This window comes from Arcobacter sp. s6, from assembly GCF_040884245.1.
Taxonomy (GTDB): Bacteria; Campylobacterota; Campylobacteria; order Campylobacterales; family Arcobacteraceae; genus Aliarcobacter.
The window spans coordinates 37,393-57,898 of record NZ_JBEVTN010000012.1 but is presented as its reverse complement, the minus strand read 5'-3'; the positions used below and the strand labels follow the sequence as shown (position 1 = coordinate 57,898).

General features: G+C 29.6%; 20 protein-coding genes. 2 read left to right on the top strand and 18 right to left on the bottom strand.

Annotated features, from left to right (window positions below; genetic code table 11):
• The first annotated feature begins 4 nt into the window (after nucleotides 1-4).
• Nucleotides 5-247 carry a septum formation initiator gene (locus ABVS04_RS08775; protein WP_368030322.1) on the top strand — a complete coding sequence of 81 codons (243 nt, stop codon included), beginning with the start codon at nucleotides 5-7 and terminating at the stop codon, nucleotides 245-247.
• Nucleotides 244-1,002: a hypothetical protein gene (locus ABVS04_RS08770; protein ID WP_368030321.1), complete on the top strand. Its 759-nt coding sequence runs from the start codon at nucleotides 244-246 to the stop codon at nucleotides 1,000-1,002. The genes ABVS04_RS08775 and ABVS04_RS08770 overlap by 4 nt, the downstream gene beginning before the upstream one ends.
• On the opposite strand, the gene ABVS04_RS08765 is transcribed toward ABVS04_RS08770, so the two are convergent.
• The 18 genes from ABVS04_RS08765 to nuoD all read right to left on the bottom strand — a co-directional run bounded on the left by ABVS04_RS08765 (nucleotide 976) and on the right by nuoD (nucleotide 20,503).
• A complete protein-coding gene (locus ABVS04_RS08765; protein WP_368030320.1) occupies nucleotides 976-2,136 on the bottom strand; it encodes a cation:proton antiporter in 1,161 nt (386 codons plus the stop codon). The two genes, ABVS04_RS08770 and ABVS04_RS08765, sit on opposite strands and share 27 nt — an antisense overlap.
• Nucleotides 2,137-2,143: 7 nt before the next feature.
• Nucleotides 2,144-3,016 (bottom strand): biotin synthase, encoded by an 873-nt coding sequence (locus ABVS04_RS08760; protein WP_368030319.1) that lies wholly within the window; start codon nucleotides 3,014-3,016, stop codon nucleotides 2,144-2,146.
• On the bottom strand, nucleotides 3,006-3,518 hold the full coding sequence (locus ABVS04_RS08755) for a YfcE family phosphodiesterase (RefSeq protein WP_368030318.1): 513 nt from the start codon (nucleotides 3,516-3,518) through the stop codon (nucleotides 3,006-3,008). Before ABVS04_RS08755 ends, ABVS04_RS08760 begins: the two co-directional genes overlap by 11 nt.
• A gap of 2 nt (nucleotides 3,519-3,520) precedes the next feature.
• Nucleotides 3,521-5,902, bottom strand: a complete 2,382-nt coding sequence (gene topA / locus ABVS04_RS08750; protein ID WP_368030317.1) for a type I DNA topoisomerase — start codon at nucleotides 5,900-5,902, stop codon at nucleotides 3,521-3,523.
• 53 nt (nucleotides 5,903-5,955) lie between these two features.
• Nucleotides 5,956-6,741 (bottom strand): UDP-N-acetylmuramate dehydrogenase, encoded by a 786-nt coding sequence (locus tag ABVS04_RS08745; RefSeq protein ID WP_368030316.1) that lies wholly within the window; start codon nucleotides 6,739-6,741, stop codon nucleotides 5,956-5,958.
• A gap of 3 nt (nucleotides 6,742-6,744) precedes the next feature.
• The gene (locus tag ABVS04_RS08740; protein WP_368030315.1) at nucleotides 6,745-7,608 is read right to left on the bottom strand and encodes a menaquinone biosynthesis family protein; all 864 of its coding nucleotides are present in this window, start codon (nucleotides 7,606-7,608) and stop codon (nucleotides 6,745-6,747) included.
• Between the two features lie 73 nt (nucleotides 7,609-7,681).
• On the bottom strand, nucleotides 7,682-8,170 hold the full coding sequence (locus ABVS04_RS08735) for a transglycosylase SLT domain-containing protein (RefSeq protein ID WP_368030314.1): 489 nt from the start codon (nucleotides 8,168-8,170) through the stop codon (nucleotides 7,682-7,684).
• Nucleotides 8,171-8,225: 55 nt separating this feature from the next.
• Complete coding sequence (gene nuoN, locus ABVS04_RS08730; protein WP_368030313.1) at nucleotides 8,226-9,728, bottom strand: NADH-quinone oxidoreductase subunit NuoN; 1,503 nt, start codon at nucleotides 9,726-9,728, stop codon at nucleotides 8,226-8,228.
• A complete protein-coding gene (locus ABVS04_RS08725) occupies nucleotides 9,728-11,254 on the bottom strand; it encodes an NADH-quinone oxidoreductase subunit M (RefSeq protein WP_368030312.1) in 1,527 nt (508 codons plus the stop codon). The genes nuoN and ABVS04_RS08725 overlap by 1 nt, the downstream gene beginning before the upstream one ends.
• 12 nt (nucleotides 11,255-11,266) lie before the next feature.
• Nucleotides 11,267-13,126, bottom strand: coding sequence for an NADH-quinone oxidoreductase subunit L (gene nuoL / locus ABVS04_RS08720; protein ID WP_368030311.1), 1,860 nt, complete (start codon nucleotides 13,124-13,126; stop codon nucleotides 11,267-11,269).
• A gap of 2 nt (nucleotides 13,127-13,128) precedes the next feature.
• Nucleotides 13,129-13,428 carry an NADH-quinone oxidoreductase subunit NuoK gene (nuoK, locus tag ABVS04_RS08715; RefSeq protein ID WP_368030310.1) on the bottom strand — a complete coding sequence of 100 codons (300 nt, stop codon included), beginning with the start codon at nucleotides 13,426-13,428 and terminating at the stop codon, nucleotides 13,129-13,131.
• Complete coding sequence (locus tag ABVS04_RS08710; protein WP_368030308.1) at nucleotides 13,425-14,003, bottom strand: NADH-quinone oxidoreductase subunit J; 579 nt, start codon at nucleotides 14,001-14,003, stop codon at nucleotides 13,425-13,427. Before ABVS04_RS08710 ends, nuoK begins: the two co-directional genes overlap by 4 nt.
• Before the next feature lie 9 nt (nucleotides 14,004-14,012).
• Nucleotides 14,013-14,633: an NADH-quinone oxidoreductase subunit NuoI gene (nuoI, locus tag ABVS04_RS08705; RefSeq protein WP_368030307.1), complete on the bottom strand. Its 621-nt coding sequence runs from the start codon at nucleotides 14,631-14,633 to the stop codon at nucleotides 14,013-14,015.
• Between the two features lie 9 nt (nucleotides 14,634-14,642).
• Entirely contained in the window at nucleotides 14,643-15,635 is a 993-nt protein-coding gene (nuoH, locus tag ABVS04_RS08700; RefSeq protein ID WP_368030306.1) for an NADH-quinone oxidoreductase subunit NuoH, read from the bottom strand.
• Between the two features lies 1 nt (nucleotide 15,636).
• The gene (locus ABVS04_RS08695; RefSeq protein ID WP_368030305.1) at nucleotides 15,637-18,111 is read right to left on the bottom strand and encodes an NADH-quinone oxidoreductase subunit G; all 2,475 of its coding nucleotides are present in this window, start codon (nucleotides 18,109-18,111) and stop codon (nucleotides 15,637-15,639) included.
• A complete protein-coding gene (locus ABVS04_RS08690; protein ID WP_368030304.1) occupies nucleotides 18,111-18,917 on the bottom strand; it encodes a hypothetical protein in 807 nt (268 codons plus the stop codon). Before ABVS04_RS08690 ends, ABVS04_RS08695 begins: the two co-directional genes overlap by 1 nt.
• Complete coding sequence (locus ABVS04_RS08685; RefSeq protein ID WP_368030303.1) at nucleotides 18,910-19,188, bottom strand: NADH-ubiquinone oxidoreductase subunit E family protein; 279 nt, start codon at nucleotides 19,186-19,188, stop codon at nucleotides 18,910-18,912. The genes ABVS04_RS08690 and ABVS04_RS08685 overlap by 8 nt, the downstream gene beginning before the upstream one ends.
• Before the next feature lie 88 nt (nucleotides 19,189-19,276).
• Nucleotides 19,277-20,503 (bottom strand): NADH dehydrogenase (quinone) subunit D, encoded by a 1,227-nt coding sequence (gene nuoD, locus ABVS04_RS08680; RefSeq protein ID WP_368030302.1) that lies wholly within the window; start codon nucleotides 20,501-20,503, stop codon nucleotides 19,277-19,279.
• Nucleotides 20,504-20,506 lie beyond the last annotated feature (3 nt).

Below are 20,506 nucleotides of genomic sequence, written 5' to 3'. Positions count from 1 at the left end.
GTAGATGAAACAATTGACTGCATATAAAAAATTCATATTAATAGTATTTATATCATTAATTATTACAATATTTTTCTCTTATCATGCAGTTAATGTTCTCTTTGGAGATAACTCTTTACAAGTTTATAATTCATTGAAATATAAAAAAGAGTATCTTGAAGGAGAAATTCTACGATTACAAAGAGAAAATGCTTATTTACAAAAAGAGTATTTTGAATTAAAAAACTTGGAGCCAGAACAACAATGAAAACTTTATTCTTATTTACATTAACAATTATCTTATCAACAAATCTAAGTGCAAGAGAAAACCCATTTGCAGTTACTGATGCATATGAAGAAGCTTCGGCTAAAATTCTTGAAATAAACGAAACTCCTAAAACACTTGAAGCGGCTCAAGAAGCTCAATATATAAAAGAAATGCAAGAAAAGATGTCAAAAGTTACTAGCTTAGATGCAAATAAAAATAAAGTTGAAGAAACACAAAAAAAAGAGACTCCACTTATAAAAGAGGCTCCAACACCTAAGTCATATTCAAAAAAAGAAGTTGACTCTATGATTCAAAAAACTAAATCTCAGGCAGAGCAAAAAACAAAAGAAATAGTAAAAAAAGAGTTATCAAAAACTCAAGCTCTTGAGCCTACACAAGTTGTTTATGTAAAACCAAGAGCTGATGTTATAAACGATGATGAACTAGTTAGTAAACAATTATTATCTTTTCTAAAAGTTGAGTTTAATGATAATAAATTAATCATTCATACAGATTATGAAGTTTCTAAAAAGTTTTCTATTATAAAAGAGAATAAAATTATTATTGATTATAAAGCTGAGTTGAATTTTCTAACTAAAAAAGATGATCTTGATTCAAGAAACTATAAAAAAATCACTATAGGTAATCATAAAAAAGAAGGTTATTTTAGAATTGCTATAGAATTAATTGATAAACCATCTAAATATGATGTTAAATATGAGAATAACTTAATTACTATTTCTAAAATAAACTAAATTAGTAATTATTCTAATAATTACCATTACAAGTAACACTTCTAAGATAGAAGCTAAAATAAATGCATAGTAATACTCTTGAGTGATTGAGTGGTTATTGTATGCTATTGTAGATACTGCAATTAAAAGCGTTAATGGCATAGCATGTGATAATCCTAGCATAAAAAACTTATTCCATCCCATTTCTTTCACAAACAATAAAGAAGCTAATAACCTAATTATAATCATAGCAAGAGTTATAAGTAATGCTTTATTAACTAAATCCCAATCTAATAAGGCTTCAATCTCAAGTGAAGCTCCAACTGATATAAAGAATATAGGAACCAACCAACCAAAACCAAAGTGTTCTAATTTATGGGGTAATTGTTTATTATGATCTTCAAAGAATGTTGTAATAAAAATACCTGCTATAAATGCCCCAAAAGCGATCTCTAAATGCAAATACATCATAACAGTAATCATTAAAAAGAATATAGCCATAGAGATTCTTATATCTTGTTCTTGATGATCTTCTTGTGGCATTAAATAGTTTTTAATTTCAGGAAACCACCAAATAAGATTATGTAATAATTTATAAAGTAAAATCATTGAAACTAAAAATAAAATAAATAATGCCATTGTTTTATAGAAATCAATCCCTATTCCAAACTCTAAACCAGCAGAAACTGTAGTTAATGCAAAGATAGATAAAATCTCTCCAATAAGTCCGACAATAAAAGCTATTTTAATCCATTCTGTATCACCATACTCTTTTTTAAGAGCAGCAAGCACTCCAATTGAAATTAGAGGTAAAATAACAATAAATATATATCCTAAATTAAAATATAAGGTTATAAAAATTGAACAGCCAAATAAAATTGCATTGTATAAAAGGGATTTTTTTAACATTGAAGGAGAAATTGATAAAAGTTTTTTCAAGTCTATTTCAAGGCCTGCAAGAAACATTAAATATAAAAATCCAAGTTCAGCTACAAGATGAAAAATAGGATGCTCAACAATAAATGCTAAATAAGCAGCAATTGCCCCCATCATAATTTCAACAGGAATTGTAGGAAGTTTTAAAAGTTTTGATACTAATGGCGAAGTAAATATTATTAGTGATATTGATATAATTATTAATATTTCTTCGCTCATAATGGTCCTATTTCTCGTCTGGCATTACGTGAAAATTTTTAGCTATCTTATAACCAAATGATTCTAAAGCCTCAACATCATCTTTAGGAGTTTTTCCAGCAGTTGTTAAGTAATCACCTATAACAAAAGCATTTGCACCTCTTTTAAATATTTCATATTGCTCATCACCAAACATTAACTCTCGTCCTCCTGCTACCATTATTTTATGAGCATTTGGAATCATCTTTCTTGCAAGCGTAATTAAATCAAAAGCTTCTTCTCTTGTAATAGTATTTTCAACAATCGGTAATGCTGCATTTGGATGAAAGAAATTTAAAGGCACATTCATAGGATCAAGGGAATTAATAGCTTCTAACATTGAAATTCTATCTTCTTGAGTTTCTCCCATTCCAAAAATTCCACCACAAACTAGTTTTAAACCAGCCTCTTTTACATTTAAACATGTTTGATATCTCTCATCCCATGAATGTGTTGTACAAATTGTTGGATAAAAATCTCTTGATGTTTCTAAGTTATGGTTATAATTATCAACTCCTGCTGCTTTTAACTCTTTTAATTGCTCAACTGTTGCTGTTCCATTACATGCGATTAATCTAAGTCCAATATTCTCTTTTTTAATTGCTCGTGCAGCTTCTGCTATAAACTTAGTTTTCTTTTCAGTTAAGCCAAGGCCTGCTGTTACTAAACAAAATCCAACAGCACCATTTGCTCTTGCACTTTTAGCTTCTTTAATAATTTGTTCTATACTTTTTAATGTATATCTTTGAATATCAGCCTTATATCTAACACTTTGTGTGCAAAATTTACAGTCTTCATTACATGTACCACTTTCAACATTACAAATAGCACATAAAAATATTTCTTCATTATTATCGTTCATATATATACTCTTCTTTCTTAAAATCTTTTTCATTTATTTTTTTATAGTAACGTGAGATTATATACTCATTTTCATTAATCTCAAGTTGAACACATTCTATCAAAGGCTTTTCTCTTGCACATACCTCACCTGGGTTTACAAAAAGTGTCTTGTTTTTATACTCTTGCTCAAACATATGAGTATGTCCAAAAATCACCACATCACTATCAGGACTTAGATAATATGGTAAATGCATAAGTTTAAATTTTATCTCTTTTATTTGGAAATAGTATGGTTCTTGTTTTATATTATATTTAGAAGATAAGTCTAATAAATTTCTATCATTATTTCCAAATACTGCTATATATTTTAGTTTTGAATCTTCTAAAAGTTGCAGATTCTTTTCAATACATAAATCACCAGCATGAATTAAATACTCACTATTAACTTCTTTTAAAAAGTCAATAACTTCTTTTGTATAGTCACTTTTTAGGTGACTATCCGATAAAATACCAATTTTCATAATTATTTGTCAGTACTCTTTTTTGTTGCAGGTTTTTTAGCTGTTGTTTTTTTTGCAGTTGCTTTCTTTGGTGCTGCAGCTTTTTTTGCTGGCGCTTTTTTTGCAGAACTTGTTATTTTACCTTTTGATTTAGAATCTTTTTCAATTATATCAAGGCACTCTTGCAGTGTTAAATCTTTTGCTTCCATACTTTTTGGAATTTTAAAGTTCTTTCTACCTTGTTTAATATAAGCTCCATACTGACCTGTTAAAATTTGTATTTTTTCTTTTTCAAATATTTTTATTGTAGCTTTTTCTTTTGCTTCATCTAATTCTTTAATAATTTCTAAAGCTCTTGGTAATTCAACAGTATAAGGGTCATCAGTTTTAAGTGAATAATATTTTGTTTTTACCTGTAAATATGGGCCAAATCTTCCAATATTCGCTTTTATTTCATCACCATTTGTATCAAGACCTACAACTCTTGGAAGTGTAAATAAAAACATTGCTTCATCAAATGTAATAGTATCCATATTTAAATGATCTGGAATAGCAACAAATTTTGGTTTTTCTTCATCATCTTTAGTTCCAATTTGGATAAATGGACCAAATCTTCCTACTCTTGCACTCACAGGTTTCCCTGATTTTGGATCAATTCCTATTTCTCGCAACTGCAAATAATCTTCTTTACTTACACTTTCTTCTTTTTCATCAATAGTTTTTTTGAAATTGCCATAGAATTCTTTCAACACTTCTTCCCAAGCGATTTTTCCTTCTGCAATATCATCAAACTCTTCTTCAATTTTTGCTGTAAAACCTAAATCTATAATATTAGAAAAATGATCTACTAAAAAGCTATTTACTATTTCACCTGTTGGTGTTGGAATTAATTTTTTATCTTCTGTTTTTGTTACATATTCTCTAGCTTGAATAGTTGAAATTGTTGGAGCATAAGTTGATGGTCTTCCAATTCCTTCGCTTTCAAGTTTTTTAACTAATGAAGCTTCTGTATAACGTGCAGGTGGTTTCGTAAAGTTTTGCTCAGATTCTAAGTTTTCTAACTCTAGAATTGTTCCTACTTTTATATTTGGTAGAATTTTTTCTGTACTATCAAGTGCAGCTTCTGGATTATCACTACCTTCAGTGTACGCTCTCATAAATCCAGGAAAAATAATTCTTTGACCTTTTACCTGAAATTCATATTCTTTATTCTTTCCAGCTTCTATTTTATATGTTGTGTTAGCAATTTTTGCAACTGCCATTTGAGTTGCAAGTGTTCTTTTCCAAATAAGACTATAAAGTTTATATTGAATATTTTCAACATAAGGTTTAATTTCACTTGGTTTTAAAGCTAAATTTACAGGTCTTATTGCTTCGTGAGCCTCTTGTGCACCCTTTGCTTTTGATTTATAAATACGTGGTTTATTTAAAGAATACTCTTTCCCATACTCTTCTTCAATTACTGATTTTGCAGCACTAGTTGCAACATTAGAAAGATTTAATGAATCTGTTCTCATATATGTGATCAAACCACCTGTATGATTTGGTATATTTCCTACATTTCCCTCATACAATTGTTGAGCTACTATCATTGTTTGCTTAACTGAAAGTCCAAGTTTTCTACTTGCTTCTTGTTGAAGTGTTGAAGTTGTAAAAGGAGCAGCAGGATTTCTAGTACTCTCTTTTTCTTCAATATCATATAATTGATAAATACCTTGATTTAAAGAATCCTCAATTTTTAATGCTTGTGCTTCATTTGTAACTTTTGAAGTTTTTCCATTTATTTTTGCAAGTTCTGCTTTTAATTCAGGATTTATAAAATCAGCTTTTATTCTCCAGTATTCTTCTGGGATAAACTCTCTAATTTCATTTTCTCTATCTACTATTATTCGTACAGCAACACTTTGAACCCGTCCTGCACTAAGTCCATATCTAACTTTTCTCCATAGAAGTGGAGATAATTCATATCCAACAGCACGATCAAGTATTCTTCTTGCTTGTTGTGCATCAACTAAATGTTGGTCTACATCTCTAGGATTTGCTAATGCTTTTAAGATCGCATCTTTTGTAATTTCGTGAAATACAATTCTTTTAATAGGGTTTTTCTCAATTTTAAGTGCAGGAATAAGATGCCATGCAATGGCTTCTCCCTCCCTATCCTCATCGGCCGCTAGGTAGATTGTAGTATCTTTTGTGATATGTTTTTTTAAATCACTTATTACTTTTTTCTTATCTGTTGATACTAAATATTTTGGTTTAAAATTATCTTCTGGGTCAAATCCTAATTGAGATTTTGGTAAATCTCTTACGTGACCCATTGAGGCCATTACTACATAATCACTGCCTAAAAATTTTGAGATTGTCTTCGCTTTTGCTGGGGACTCCACTATTACTAAATTCTTCACTAAAAAACCTTACATTATTTTAAAGTTTGCATTCTAACATAAATTAATTAATTTTACTTATAAATTATTATCTCTTCTTCTATGTCTATATTAAATTGCTCTTTAACTTTATTTTTCACTTCTTCTATTAAATATACTGCATCTTCAAAAGTTCCATCACCATAATTTACTAAGAAATTAGCGTGTTGTTCTGAAAAACTCATATCACCTTTTTTTACACCTTTTAATCCAATTTCTTGAATTAATCGACCTGCGAAGTCACCTTTTGGATTTTTAAAACAAGAACCAGCACTTGGAACATGTGGTTGGTTATCTCTCATTTTATTAAACTCTTTTAATTTTTCTTTAGAAAAACCTTGTTCTATATTAAAAACAACTTCATAAACTATATCATTTATTTTTGTTTCTCTATAAGAATAATTTATATTTTCTTTTTTAATATATCCATCTTTAGTTTTTATACTATGAATATAATTAAACATCTCCCATGATTTTAAACCGGCGTTCATCTTTACTAAACCACCTAAATTACCAGGAAGTTTTGCTAAAAATTCTAAATTTGCTATATTATTATTTCTAGTATATGTTAAAAGTTTACCAGATGTTGTTGCACATCCTACATAAAGTAAATTTTCTTCTTGCTTAATATAATCAAACTCTTCACCCAAAATTGCAAACTTTTTATTTGTTTTTGGAGAAATTAATAAATTATTTGCTCGACCTATAATTTGATAGTCGCTATAATCATCTATTTTATTTATCACAAGCACATCTAAAACTGGACCTATTTTTATTGAAGAGTATTTTTTGAAATCTATTGTTTTTATACTGTTTTGCATATACTATTTAGCTCTTAATTCTTCATACTCTGTTGGAATTAAAAAATCTTTTGAATGAATTAAATTTTCATAAAAACCATTTTTATAACCTAGTTCATATAGTTTATCTAAAGCTTCATACTGTAAATCACTCATAAGAACTGAATTATCATTTGCATATAAGTCCAGATATTTATCTAAAGTAGCAGCATCTACTCTAATAAGTCCTTTTTCAAGTAACATGGGTGCTAATACTTTTCTATTTTTATTTGCAACATCAACCGCTTTAATTAATGTATTTTCATAGTCAATTGCGCTATGAAGTGGAATAGATCTTCTTAAACACATTCCTCCAAGTGGCAATGGTAATCCTCCACCACTTAATTCAACCCAAATATCCCACATTTCTCGCTCTACTTCTAACTCTTGATTATAAGTTAAAATTGACTCATGTATTAAAACACCTGCATCAACAGTTCCATCTAAAACAGCTTTTTCAATATCTAAAAAATTCATATAAGTAATTCTTGCATTTGGGTATGCAATTTTAAATAAAAGTGCATTAGTTGTAAACTCGCCACTAAGTGCTACTTTAAAATTTCTTTTTAATTTTGTTCCAATTTTTTTTATAAGTTTAGGACCATATCCCTCACCAAAAGAAACTGCTGTTTTTAATAGGGCATAGTCATCTTTAATAAATGGATATAAAGCAAATGAAATTGCACAAATATCATACTCACCTTTTAATGTAGCTTGATTTAATGTTTCTATATCTGCTGCAATATTTGAGAATATTGCATCTTTTGGAGTTACCCAACCAAATTTGATTGCATAGTACATAAATATATCATCAGCATCAGGTGAATGTGCAACACTAATATTTTTCAATTTCTTTCCTTTATTTTTCTTAATGGATTGTAACAAGTTATGGTTTATTTCTGGGTTATAGAGTTTTTAGATTTTATAGATTATATTCATATTTTAATTTTTTTACAATATCAAATACTGAAGATGCATAATCAAGTCCTGTGTTACTTTTATATTTCCATCCAGTATTATAACTTGCCCAAATTTTTATCCAATTGTCATTGTGAATTTTTCTCCAATAATCTATTTCAACTATTGCATTCGCTGTAGAAAAACCTGCATCATATACAAGTTTTTTTGCAAAATAATTTCTATTATAAATATTATCCTGAACTTTTTGTCTTCTAATTACACTTTTAATATTTGCTTGAAATAGTCCATAATCTTTACTTACATTGTTTATTAAGTTTTTTCCAACTGATGATTCTTTTACGGCAATTGCCATTAATGTATATTTCATAAAAGTATCATTTGTTAATGATTTTATTTTTTTAAGAATTATTATATCTGTTTTAGTTAAGCCCAAAGAATTGCTATAAGCAAGGTTAATAATTAGTAAAAAAAGAATTATTATTTTTTTCATAAGGTAAGTTTACAATAATTCTAATCATTTTTACAAATGATTAGAATATATCTTACTAAAATCCTGCGCTAGATACGTAGAAAGTGATAATATTTAATAAAGGATCTATTAAAAATATTGAGATAAGTGTTAAGAATACTGCAAAACCAACTGCTGATTTCATTGGCAATGAAGCATTTTCCATAAACTTAGTTTTAGATCCTTCTTCTGGATCTCTTAAGAACATATATGAAACTGGTCTTAAATAATAATATGCAGCAATTGCTGAATTTAAAACAATAATAATTGCCAATGCAATTTGTCCAGCATTTACAGCACTTGCAACTAAATACATTTTACCCCAAAACAAGGCAAAAGGAGGAAGTCCTGTTAGTGCAAATAAGAACATCGCTAAAATAGATGCTGTAAATGGTGAAATTTTTGCAAGTCCTGAGAATTTTTTGAAATCATATGGAGATCTATAATCATCAAACTCTTTTCCTCTATTCATCCAAAGCATACCAAATGCACCAAAGTTAGTTATTGTAAATAAAATCCAATATAAAAATAATGCAGTTGTTGCTTGTTGTGTTCCTATAATAATTGCGGCCATTGCCATACCTGCATTTGATATTGAAGAATAAGCAAGCATTCTTTTTATATCTCTTTGTTGAAGAGCAATTAAGTTTGGAACTGTTATTGTTAAAATAACTGTTACATAAAGCATGGTTTGAATTATAGGATCATTAGCATGTATAAATATTTCAAAAAATCTTAAAGCAACTACAAATCCTGCCATTTTTGGAACCACAGATAAAAATCCTGCCATTGCTGATGTTGAACCTTGATAAACATCAGGAACCCAAACATGATATGGGAATAAAGATAATTTAAATCCAATAGCAGCAAACATAAATACAAATCCTACTAATACTAAAACATAATTTGCATAGTTTTCATGAGATAAGAAACCTTCTTGAGTTAATACCTGTGCAATTTGTGCAAGCTCAAGAGAACCTGTAATACCATAAAATATCATAGAACCAAATACAAAGAACCCAGCAGCTAATGCTCCCATTGTAAAATATTTAATTGCAGCTTCTATTGAAACCATTCTATTATGCATTGCAATCATTGTATAAAGGGCAAGAGAAGCTGTTTCTAATCCAACAAATATTAGGATTAAAGAATCAGAACTTACCATAAACTGAAAACCAGCAACTGCAAATAAATACAAGGCAAAATATTCAGCATATCTAAAATCTTGGAATCTTAATTTTGATAATCCTAAAAGGATGAATAAAATTGAACCACCAATAATAATACATTGAGATAATATAGCAATACCATCAAGTAGCATTAAATCAAATACACCTCTTTCTTCTCCTGAAAAAGCTAAAAGTGTAAATAAATCAAAGATTAAAAATAACACAACTAAAATTACATATAAAGATTTATGCTTATCTTTATTAAATAAATCTGTTAATAATATACTTAAAGCACCAATAATGGCAATAACCATAGGTGCTAATGTTCCTAAGTTTAGAGTATCTAAACTAATATTAATAGGTTCTAGCATTATTTAACCTCCCCAATAGAGTTTAGAGCTCTTAATTTTTCTTTGGTATCTTCATTTACTGCTTTTATTTCCATTACTTTTGTAAGATGTGTAACAGATGTATTTAATGGGTCTAATATTACTTTTGGATAAATACCTAAAGCAATAATTAAAAACACCAATGAACCTAAAGCAAAAAGTTCTCTTCCATGAATATCTTTCATATCTTTATTTTCTTGTTTTACCAATTTTCCAAAGAAAGTTCTTTTATACATTGCTAGCATATAAACAACACTTAAAACTATTGTTAATGAAGCGATAAATGTTAAAATAGGTGAATACTTAAAGAATCCTAATAAAGATAAAAATTCTCCAATAAACCCAATAGTAAGTGGAAGTCCAACAGAAGCCATTAATACAACAGCATAAACAAGTGCAAACATTGGCATATTTTGAGCTAATCCGCCAAACTCTTTTATCATCTTGGTTTTTCTTCGATCATAAAGAACTCCTACACTCATAAACAGTGCTCCTGAAACAACTCCATGTCCAATCATTAAATAAACAGCTCCTGAAATACCCTCAACATTTAAAGCAAAAACACCAAGAGTAATAACACCCATATGTGAAATAGATGAATATGCAATCATCTGTTTCATATCTTCTTGTGCATAAGCTACCATTGCTGTATATATAATTGCAATAAGTCCAAGTGTAGCCATGAAACCTACAAAATAAGTACTTGCATCTGGGAATAATGGAAGAGAGAATCTAATAAATCCATAAGTCTCCATTTTTAGTAAAACAGCTGCAAGGATAATAGATCCAATTGTTGGTGCTTGTGAATGGGCCAAAGGTAACCATGTATGAAATGGAAACATTGGTACTTTTACAGCAAAACCAAAGAAAAAGGCTATAAACAACCAAAGTTGCAAATCAAAAGGAAGTACTACATTATACCAGTCAAGAACACTAAAACTCCAAACTCCTGTAGTTTCATGATATACATATCCAAAATATAACATACCAATAAGCATGATTAATGACCCTGTGAATGTATATAAGAAGAATTTAATTGCCGCATAAAATCTTTTTTCTGCACCCCAAAATCCAATAATATAAAACATAGGGATAAGTGTTAATTCCCAGAATATATAGAACATTATTACATCTAAAGAAGCAAAAACTCCAACCATTGTCATTTCTAAATAAAGCATTGTAATGATTAAATTTTTTACATCTTTTGTTTCAGTTAGACCAATTAATGCAATCATTGTCATAAATGTAATCATTATTATTAAAAATAAAGAAACACCATCAACACCAACTAAATAATGAATTCCATAAGCATCTATAAGTGGTAACATTTGAACAAATTGCATACCAGTAGCATTTGTGTCAAAGTAATACCATAATAAAAGAGATAACACAAACTCAACAACAGTAACAACTACACCAAACTGTCTCATAGAATTTTTTTCTATTAGAAATCCAACAGTAGCTGCAGCTGCTGGGAAAAATATCAACATTGATAAAATATTTTCCATTTACATAACCCCTTAAAGTACTGATAAAACTAAAGCAAATACTAATCCTAAAATTAGTCCAAATGCCATTAGTCTCAGTGATGATGATAAATTACCAGATTGAATTGGTCTTATTACTACACCTAATTTATTAATAAAGTGTGCAAGTCCATCAATTGATGCATCAATTATTTTGATTTCTATTACTTTCCATACCCATACTGATATTGCATAATATGGTTTTGAAATAAGATTTTCATAAATCTTTGGAATATAATATTGATTACTTAATAACTTATAAATTACAGTATTTTCCCAGTTTTTACTAAATCCGCCATTTTTATACTTGTAAACAGCAACAGCTATTCCAAAGATAGCAACTGCACTTGTGATAAGAATTAAGATCCATGTAGTTGAATGATTAAGATTTGATGCTTCCCATGTTGGAAGGATTTTTGTTACAAATTCTACAAATGAGTGTTCAAACCATCCAGTAATTACAGCTAGTACTGCAAGTGGAATCATTGCAGCTATTACAAAGTTTTTAGCTTCATGTGGATGAAATTCTTCATTTGAATAATTTTGTTCACCAAAGAATATTTTCATAACAAGTCTAAATGAATAAAATGCTGTTAAACCAGCTGTTACCCATAATACTCCCCATAATACAATTGCATCTGCATTAAATGCAGCTTCAAGAATTTTATCTTTTGAAAAGAATCCTGCAAGTGGAAAAATACCTGCAAGTGCTAATGATGCAACTGTCATAATAATAGAAGTTGCTTTCATTTTTTTATGTAAACCACCCATTTTTCTAATATCTAATTCATCATCCATAGCATGCATTACATTTCCAGCACCTAAGAATAATACTGATTTGAAAAACGCGTGAGTTGCAAGGTGAAATAATGCAACCCAATATGCTCCAAGACCAGCAGCTACAAACATATACCCTAATTGAGATAATGTTGAGTAAGCAATAATTCTTTTCATATCATTATTTACAAGTGCCATTGAAGCCGCAAATATTGCAACAAATGCTCCAAGAGCAGCTATTGCATATCCAACCTCAGGAACTAAAGTATAAAGTTCATTTGATCTAATTACTAAATAAACTCCAGCTGTTACCATCGTTGCAGCGTGAATTAATGCAGAAACAGGTGTTGGTCCTTCCATTGCATCAGCAAGCCATGTATGAAGAGGAAATTGAGCCGATTTACCCATAGCTCCAAGAAATAATAGACCTGCTATCCAAACAAGAGTAGAATTTTCTAATGTTGAAATTTGAGCAAATACAATATCATATTGTAAACTTCCAATATTCCAGTAAATTAAAAACATTCCAAGAAGTAAACCTAAATCTCCAACTCTATTCATGATAAAAGCTTCGTTTGCAGCCCATGTTGCTGATTCTTTGTGATACCAAAAACCAATTAATAACCATGAACAAACTCCAACTCCTTCCCATCCTATAAATAAAACAGCAAAGTTATCACTCATTACTAAAACAAGCATTGAAAACACGAATGCAGAAAGGTAAGAGAAGTATCTATTAAAACCTTTGTCATGTTCCATATATCCAATAGAATGGATATGTACCATTGTAGAAACTACAGTTACCACTGTCATCATTACAACACTTACATGATCAACTACAAATCCAAAAGGAATATTTAAACTTCCAATTACAATCCAATCAAATAAGGTTATTTGTAAAATAGTATCTGTTGTATAAATAAAATGTAAAAGATTTAAAGATGCATACATTGAAACAGCCAACATAAAAGATGTAAACCATCCTGTAAATGCTGTTTTTGGCTGAGTTGAAAATAAAGCTGCAATTAGTGAACCAACAAGTGGTGCAAAAAGTGCTATATATATAAATTTTTCCATTATTACCCTTTCATCCCAGCTATATCATCTAAATTAATAGAGCCTGTTCTTTTATACCAAAGAATTAATAATCCAAGTCCAATAGCAACCTCACTTGCAGCAACGGCAATAATAAAGAATGCAAAAATTTGACCTGATAAATCTCCATGAAATTTTGAAATTGCAGCAAGTCCAACATTTACAGCATTAAGCATAATTTCTGTTGAGAAAAAAAGCATTAAAACATTTTTTCTTCTTAAAACACCTATTAATCCTATACAAAATAGAATCGTAGATAATATTAAATAAGCATTAAGTGTCATTTATCATCCTTTTTAGAAGCATCAAGCTTAATTTTCTCATCGATTTCATCTTCTTTCATTTCTGAATATGATTCATTCATCTTTTTACCTGCTAATACAATTCCACCAATCATTGCAACTAAAAGCATAATTGCTGCAACTTCAAAAGGAACTAAATATTTCGTAAATAAAACCAATCCAACATCAACAGAATTTCCATAAGCTGCATTTACTGGATAATTGGCTTCAACACCTTCTCCAATAATTGGAGCTACTAAAACAATAACAACAATTAAAGCTACCATTCCAGATAATAAAAATACTAATCTTGGATTTCTAATTTTTTCTTTCACTTCAGCAAGAGAATCAAAAAACATCATTCCAAATGCATATAAAGACATAACAGCACCTGTATAAACTACAATTTGCACAGCTCCTAGGAAATCAGCTCCTAATAAAAAGAAAAATGCTGAGATGAAAATCATTCCAGCCGCTAGTGAACTTAATGCATATAATGCATTATTTGTTAAAACAGAAATACTAAACATACTAATAGTTAAAACAGAAAATATAATAAAAGCTACTAATTCAAACATTCAATCTCCTTAGTATGATAATGGTGTTTTTTTGATTTTTTTGTCAGCATCTGGTGATACTGAACCATATCCATCAAATTCTAACTGAGCACCAAGTCCGTTTGCACTTGTTAAAATATCTTCTTTTAAAGAAAAATGCGCTCTTTGCTCACTTGAGTTCTCATATCTTCCACCATGAACGATAGCGAGCTCAGGACAAACTTCAGCACAGTATCCACAGAAAATACATCTTCCCATATTGATTGTATATTCCATAACTTCTTTTCTAGAATTTTCATCAATTCTAGTTTCCATTCGTATACAGTTTGCAATACAGATTTTTTCACAAAGTCCACAACCAATACATCTTTCTTCTCCTGATTCTAAAAGTCTAAGAAGTTTATGTACAGCTCTATATCGTGGACCAATAGGAAGTTTTTCTTTTGGGTATTGAACTGTTGCCATTTCACCTTTAAATAAGGCTCTATACATTATTCCAAAAGTGATTTTAAGTCCAACAAAAAGTTCACCTTTTACAGATCTAGTGGCTACTTGTTTAAATGTTTCCCAAGAAGTTTTTGGGTAATTATCCTCTTGAACCGTAATATAATCTTCACTTATATTTCTATTTTTAAATTGATTTAGTTCCATAATTACCTCCTAAAACATCATCACAAAACCAGTAACTAAAACATTTAGCACTGCAAGTGGCATTAAAATTTTCCAACATAACCACATTAATTGATCTGGTCTAATATGCGGCCAAGAAGCTCTTGTCCATAAGAAAACAAAAATCAAAAACATAACTTTTAATACAATTGCAAATCCACCTGGAATAAACCATAAAGGATTAAATCCACCTAAGAATATAAGTGCAATTAAAAATGAAATTGTAAAAAGGTTCGCATATTCTCCAATAAAGAACATTCCCCATCTCATACCTGAATACTCAGTTGCATAACCAGCAACTAATTCCGCTTCATGCTCTAAAAGGTCAAAAGGAGTTCTATTAGTTTCAGCAAATCCAGCTATTGTAAATAATAAAAATGCCAATGGTTGAGACCAAACAATCCAATCACTAAATCCTCCCGCTTGGTAGTTATTAATATCAATTAAAGATAAAGATCCAACCATCATAAGTGGAGCTAAAAGTGAAAGACCTGAAACAACTTCATATGATAAAAGTTGAATTGCAGTTCTTGCACCCCCAAGAAGTGCCCATTTATTTGCAGAACTCATCCCCCCAAGTAATGGTCCATAAAGTCCAACCGCACCAACAGACATAACAAATAAAACACCAACATTTACATCCGAAATAATTGGACGAACCGTATATCCAAACATCTCAAATTCTGGAAAAAATGGAACAGCACTCATAGCTATAAATGCAGTTGCAGCTGTAATTAGTGGAGCTACCATAAAAATTGGTTTATTTGCATTTGCAGGAATAAAATCCTCTTTTGTAAATAGCTTAATACCATCAGCTGCTATTTGTAACAATCCATAAGGCCCTACATTTGTAGGTCCCAATCTTCTTTGCATAAATGCTAGGATTTTTCTTTCAATATAAGTTGTAAATCCAGCAAGTGCTGAAAACACTGCTAAAACAATTACAACTTTAACAATAGTTTCTATTATAATACTTGTTTCCATACTATACCTTTGCTACTTTTGCTTTATTAAATCTATAAATATTAAATAAGCTATTTGATAAAGAGTTTTTCATAAATGTTGAAACATAAGCAATATCTCCTGCTATTTGAACATCAACATAAGCATTTAATTCTAACTCTTGATTATTAGCGTTTACTTTTACCTTATCACCATTTTGTAATTCAAGTTTTTCAAAAGCTGCTTTTGAGAAGAAAATTCCATCTTGTAATTTTTCAGCAAATTCATGTGCAATTGCTGTGAATTCATTAAATTGATTAATTGGATTAGCTTTATAAATAACAATTTCATCATCAGCTAAAGTAATTTTTTCAATATTAATCTCTTTTACATCATTTTGAATAGATGTTGTTGTTTCTATTAGATCATAACCTCTATACTCAACTTGGTCATTTCCAAATTTGTTCGGTAAATCATCAAATGCTATTGCTTTATAACCTTTATTAACAGGAAGTTTTGGTGTATATTCTATTGTATATTCAATATCATCATTTAAAACTTCATTTGCAACTTCATTTAATGTATAACCTTTAAAAGCAAGTGCGGCATTTGTAGGAATAACTTTTTTATCAATATTTGTAAAAGTTCCTTCTTGTTGATTAAGAGCTGGAATATCTAAATTTCCATCACCTAAAGCTGATAATTCAAAATCTGCTTTTACGTTATAACCAACACTAAATCCATCTACTTCATTTGATAGTGTACAAATTTGAGATACACCTAAAGTATTTGTTTGAGTAGGAATAATTACAACATTAAAATCCGTACATCTATCTATTAATCCACAAAGTTTTGCTAAGTTTTCACAATTTGGATGAGTTATTAAATCCTCTCCTACCATTAAAGAGAATGTATCTTTTTTAGCAAGCATCTCATCTAATAAAGCTAAGAAACTTTCATCTTTTCCAAAATCAGCTAATAAAGATATATATTCATAAGATACATCAGTTGAAACATTTTTAGAAACAACTTTCTTAACCTCTTTTTCTTCACCTGTTGCTTCATCAACTACGATTTCTACAATATTTTCTTTTACTACTTCAGTTACAGTTTTTGTTCTAGTTTCTTTTAGTGAATCAATATAACTTTGAGTCTCTTGGGGTAAATTTTTTCCAAACTTATATAAAATAAAGTATAAAATTGATTCTTCAACCATAGCATCATGGTAGATAAATTCAGTTGTTTTACCTTTTTTACCAATTTTTTCCATAACAGGATCAGATACTGGATGAAAATATAAACCAGCACCCTTATTCATAATAACTGAGTTATTAAATGCATATCTAGCATTTGGTAAATCTGATTTTAAATAAGATCCCACAGAAATTACAAAGTTTGAGTTATGAACTTCTGATAATTTTGATGAGTATAGAGATTTACCTGAGATTTTACTATAGTTATTTAAAAAATCCTGATATCTTTTTGCATCTTCATTTACAAGTTTAGCACCTGTGAAATCAGCTAATTTTTGTAAAATTAAGGCCTCTTCATTTGTAATAAATGAATTAAATTTAATATTTTTAGCTTTTTTGAATGCTTCAACAGCTGCTTTAAATGCATTAACATCTTTAGCTTCAACTTTATTTTCAAAATCATAAGCGAATCTTCCTGAACCATTTACAGTTGAATAGTGAGGTTCATTTGTTACCCTATAGATTTTTTTAGTAGCATGTTTATCAATTGATTCATGTTTAATTTCATAATACATAAAAGCACAATCACTTGAGTGAGGATTAGCTGCTGGTATTTTTTTAAGTTCCCAAGCATTTGATGTATATTGAAAGTCATGAGAAACAAGTGCTCCAACAGGACATGCAGCAATACATTCACCACAATTTGTACAGGCGTCTGCATCATAACCAATAAGTGATTTATTTAGTTTGTTCCACATTGCGTATGCATCTTTTGGCATTTCATCTTTGAATGTTTTCTCAATAGCATCGCTTGGTCTTTTTACAGTACTTAATGCATTTGATCCAACCATATCTTGACATACCGTTACACATCTTTCACATACAATACAAAGGGCTGGGTCATAATTCATAACTCCCCAATGTTGTGTAGGTCTGTGAATATCTTTTATAGAGTAGCTTTGAGAGTCAACTTTCATATATAAAGAGTAATTTTGTAGTTCACATTCACCACTTTGGTCACAAACACCACACTGTAATGGATGGTTTACATCGTAAACTTCCATAATTGCACGTCTCTCTTTTTGAATATTTTCTGTAACTGTTGAGATTTGCATATCTGGTTTAACTTTTGTATTACAACCATATACTTGTTTTCCATCAGCTTCAACTAAACATAATCTACATGCAAGTGTTGGTGAACATCTTGTCAAATAACAAACAGCAGGCACAAATACATCATTTGCACGTGCTACGTTTAGTATTGACTCACCCTCTTTTGCTTCAACAGTTTTACCATCAATTGTTAGTGTAATCATATCACTCATTATGCTTCAACCTTTTCAATCTTTACTTGTTTATATCTATACCCATTAAAAATATCATCAGAATTTTTAACTTTTAAAATGGCAATTGTTCCATTTAGTGTTTCATCAACTTTTAAAGTTCTTTTAATTTTTTCATCTTTAGAATTTATATAAATTTCATCATCATTTGCCACTTTTGCAATATTTGCAAATGTTTTACTAGCAATTAATTCATCAGATTGATTTTTATCAATTAGCTTATAAACTAAAGTTCCATTAAAAGATTTTAGTTCTTCAATTTCTTCTAAATCAAAATTTGTACATGAATTTATTTTATTTTCTAAATCTTCATTTAGAACAATTAATTCAAAGTTTGTGTATTTTTTAATAAGAGCTAATAATTTGATAATATTTTCTATTCTTTCATGCTCAATTAAATCATCACCGATAATCAATAGTTTGTTTTTTGCTTCTTTATAGTTTTCATATGCTTCTTCAAACTCTTCTTCACCAGCAGAGCTTTCTGCACTTATATAACCTAAATCTAATTCATTAATAAATTTTTTTGTTTTCCCATCACACTCTTTTACAAAAGTATCCAACAATAAAGTACAAATACCCTCTTCACTTCCAACTTCATATTTTATAAATTGTGTGTAATAAAGTTTTAAATCAATATTATCAATTGGATGCATATATGTGAATTTTGCATTGGTTTTAGCAATTGATTCAATAATACTATTTCTAATATCTTCTTTATTATCAGCTAACATTGAACCAATAGATATTATAAAATCGCTTTTTGCAATAAGTTCTTTTTTATTCATCACCTTTTACCTCAGCTGATTCTTCCACAACTTTTGGTTCTGGTTTTACTTTTTTAACAACTAAAGTCCAATCTACTTCAGTAAATTTTATTGAATTCATAAGTGTATAACCAGCTTCATAAATAACATCGGCAGATTTTTGAATATTATCAAAATCTCCAATTTCAAAAATAATAATTGCTACTTCTTCTGCTGCAATTTGTTTGTCGAGGAGCTCTAACATTCTGTCATAGAAGTCGTTTTTTAAATGTCTTAAATCAAATCTTTTCATAACTTCCCATCCTTCATGGCTACACTTCGTCCCGACCATTTCGGTTCCGAAGTTAAAAAATTAAAGCAGTTTATTTTTTTCACGCTTCTCATCTATCAATCTCACCAAATACAATGTTTAAGTTACCAATTACAGTAACAACATCGGCTAATTGTAATCCTACTAATAACTCTTCTAAAATAGCAGTATGTTGGAAACTAGGAGTTCTAATTTTCATTCTATAAGCATATGGACTTCCATCGCTTACAACAAAATATCCTAACTCACCTTTTGGTGATTCAGTTGCAACATATACTTCTCCAACAGGTGGTCTCATACCTTGAGTAACTAAAACAAAATGTTGCATTAAAGAGTAGTTTTGAGTCATTATTTGCTCTTTAGGAGCTGAAATATAGTTTGGAGCATGTGCCATTAATTGAGACTCAGACTCTTTATACATAGGAACTAATTGTTTTAATATTTTTGAAGACTCTTTCATCTCTTGGATACAGATTTTATATCTTCCATAAGAGTCATTTGTATATGAAATTGGAACATCAAAATCAAGTTCAGAATAGAGACCATAAGGCATCTCTTTTCTTAAATCCCATTTGATTCCAGATCCTCTTAATACAATTCCCGAGCATCCCCAATCTTTTGCCATTTGTGGTGTAATTACACCAACATTTTCAAGTCTCATTTTCCAGATTCTATTTTCTGTTAAAAGTCCTTCATATGTTTTTAATTCTTGCTCTAATACATCTAAGAAACTCATACAGTCATCAATCCAGTTTGATGGTAAATCAAGTGGAACTCCACCAATTCTAACTGCACTATGAGTAAGTCTAGCTCCACAATAGTCTTCTATTAAGTCCATTGCATATTCTCTTTCTCTAAAGCAATAAAGAAACATAGACATTGCACCAACATCAAGTGCGTGAGTAGCAAGCCAGAAAAGGTGTGAAGTAATTCTATTTAATTCTAAAAGCATAGTTCTAATAACTTCAGCTCGTCTTGGAGCTTCAATTCCTAGAAGTTTTTCAATTGCTAAGGCATAACCATAGTTATTTGAAGTAGCAGCAATATAATCCATTCTATCTGTTGTTGGTAAGAACTCGTTATAAATCATATTTTCAGCCATTTTTTCCATACCTCTGTGAAGGTATCCAATCATTGGTCTTGATTTTACAACTTCTTCACCTTGAAGTTCTAAGATTAGTCTTAACTGACCGTGAGCAGATGGATGTTGTGGACCGAAGTTCACCATCATCGTATTGTCATCACGCTCAAAGTGAATATTTTCAAAAAAAGGTTTTAGTCTATTTGGTTGTTGCATATT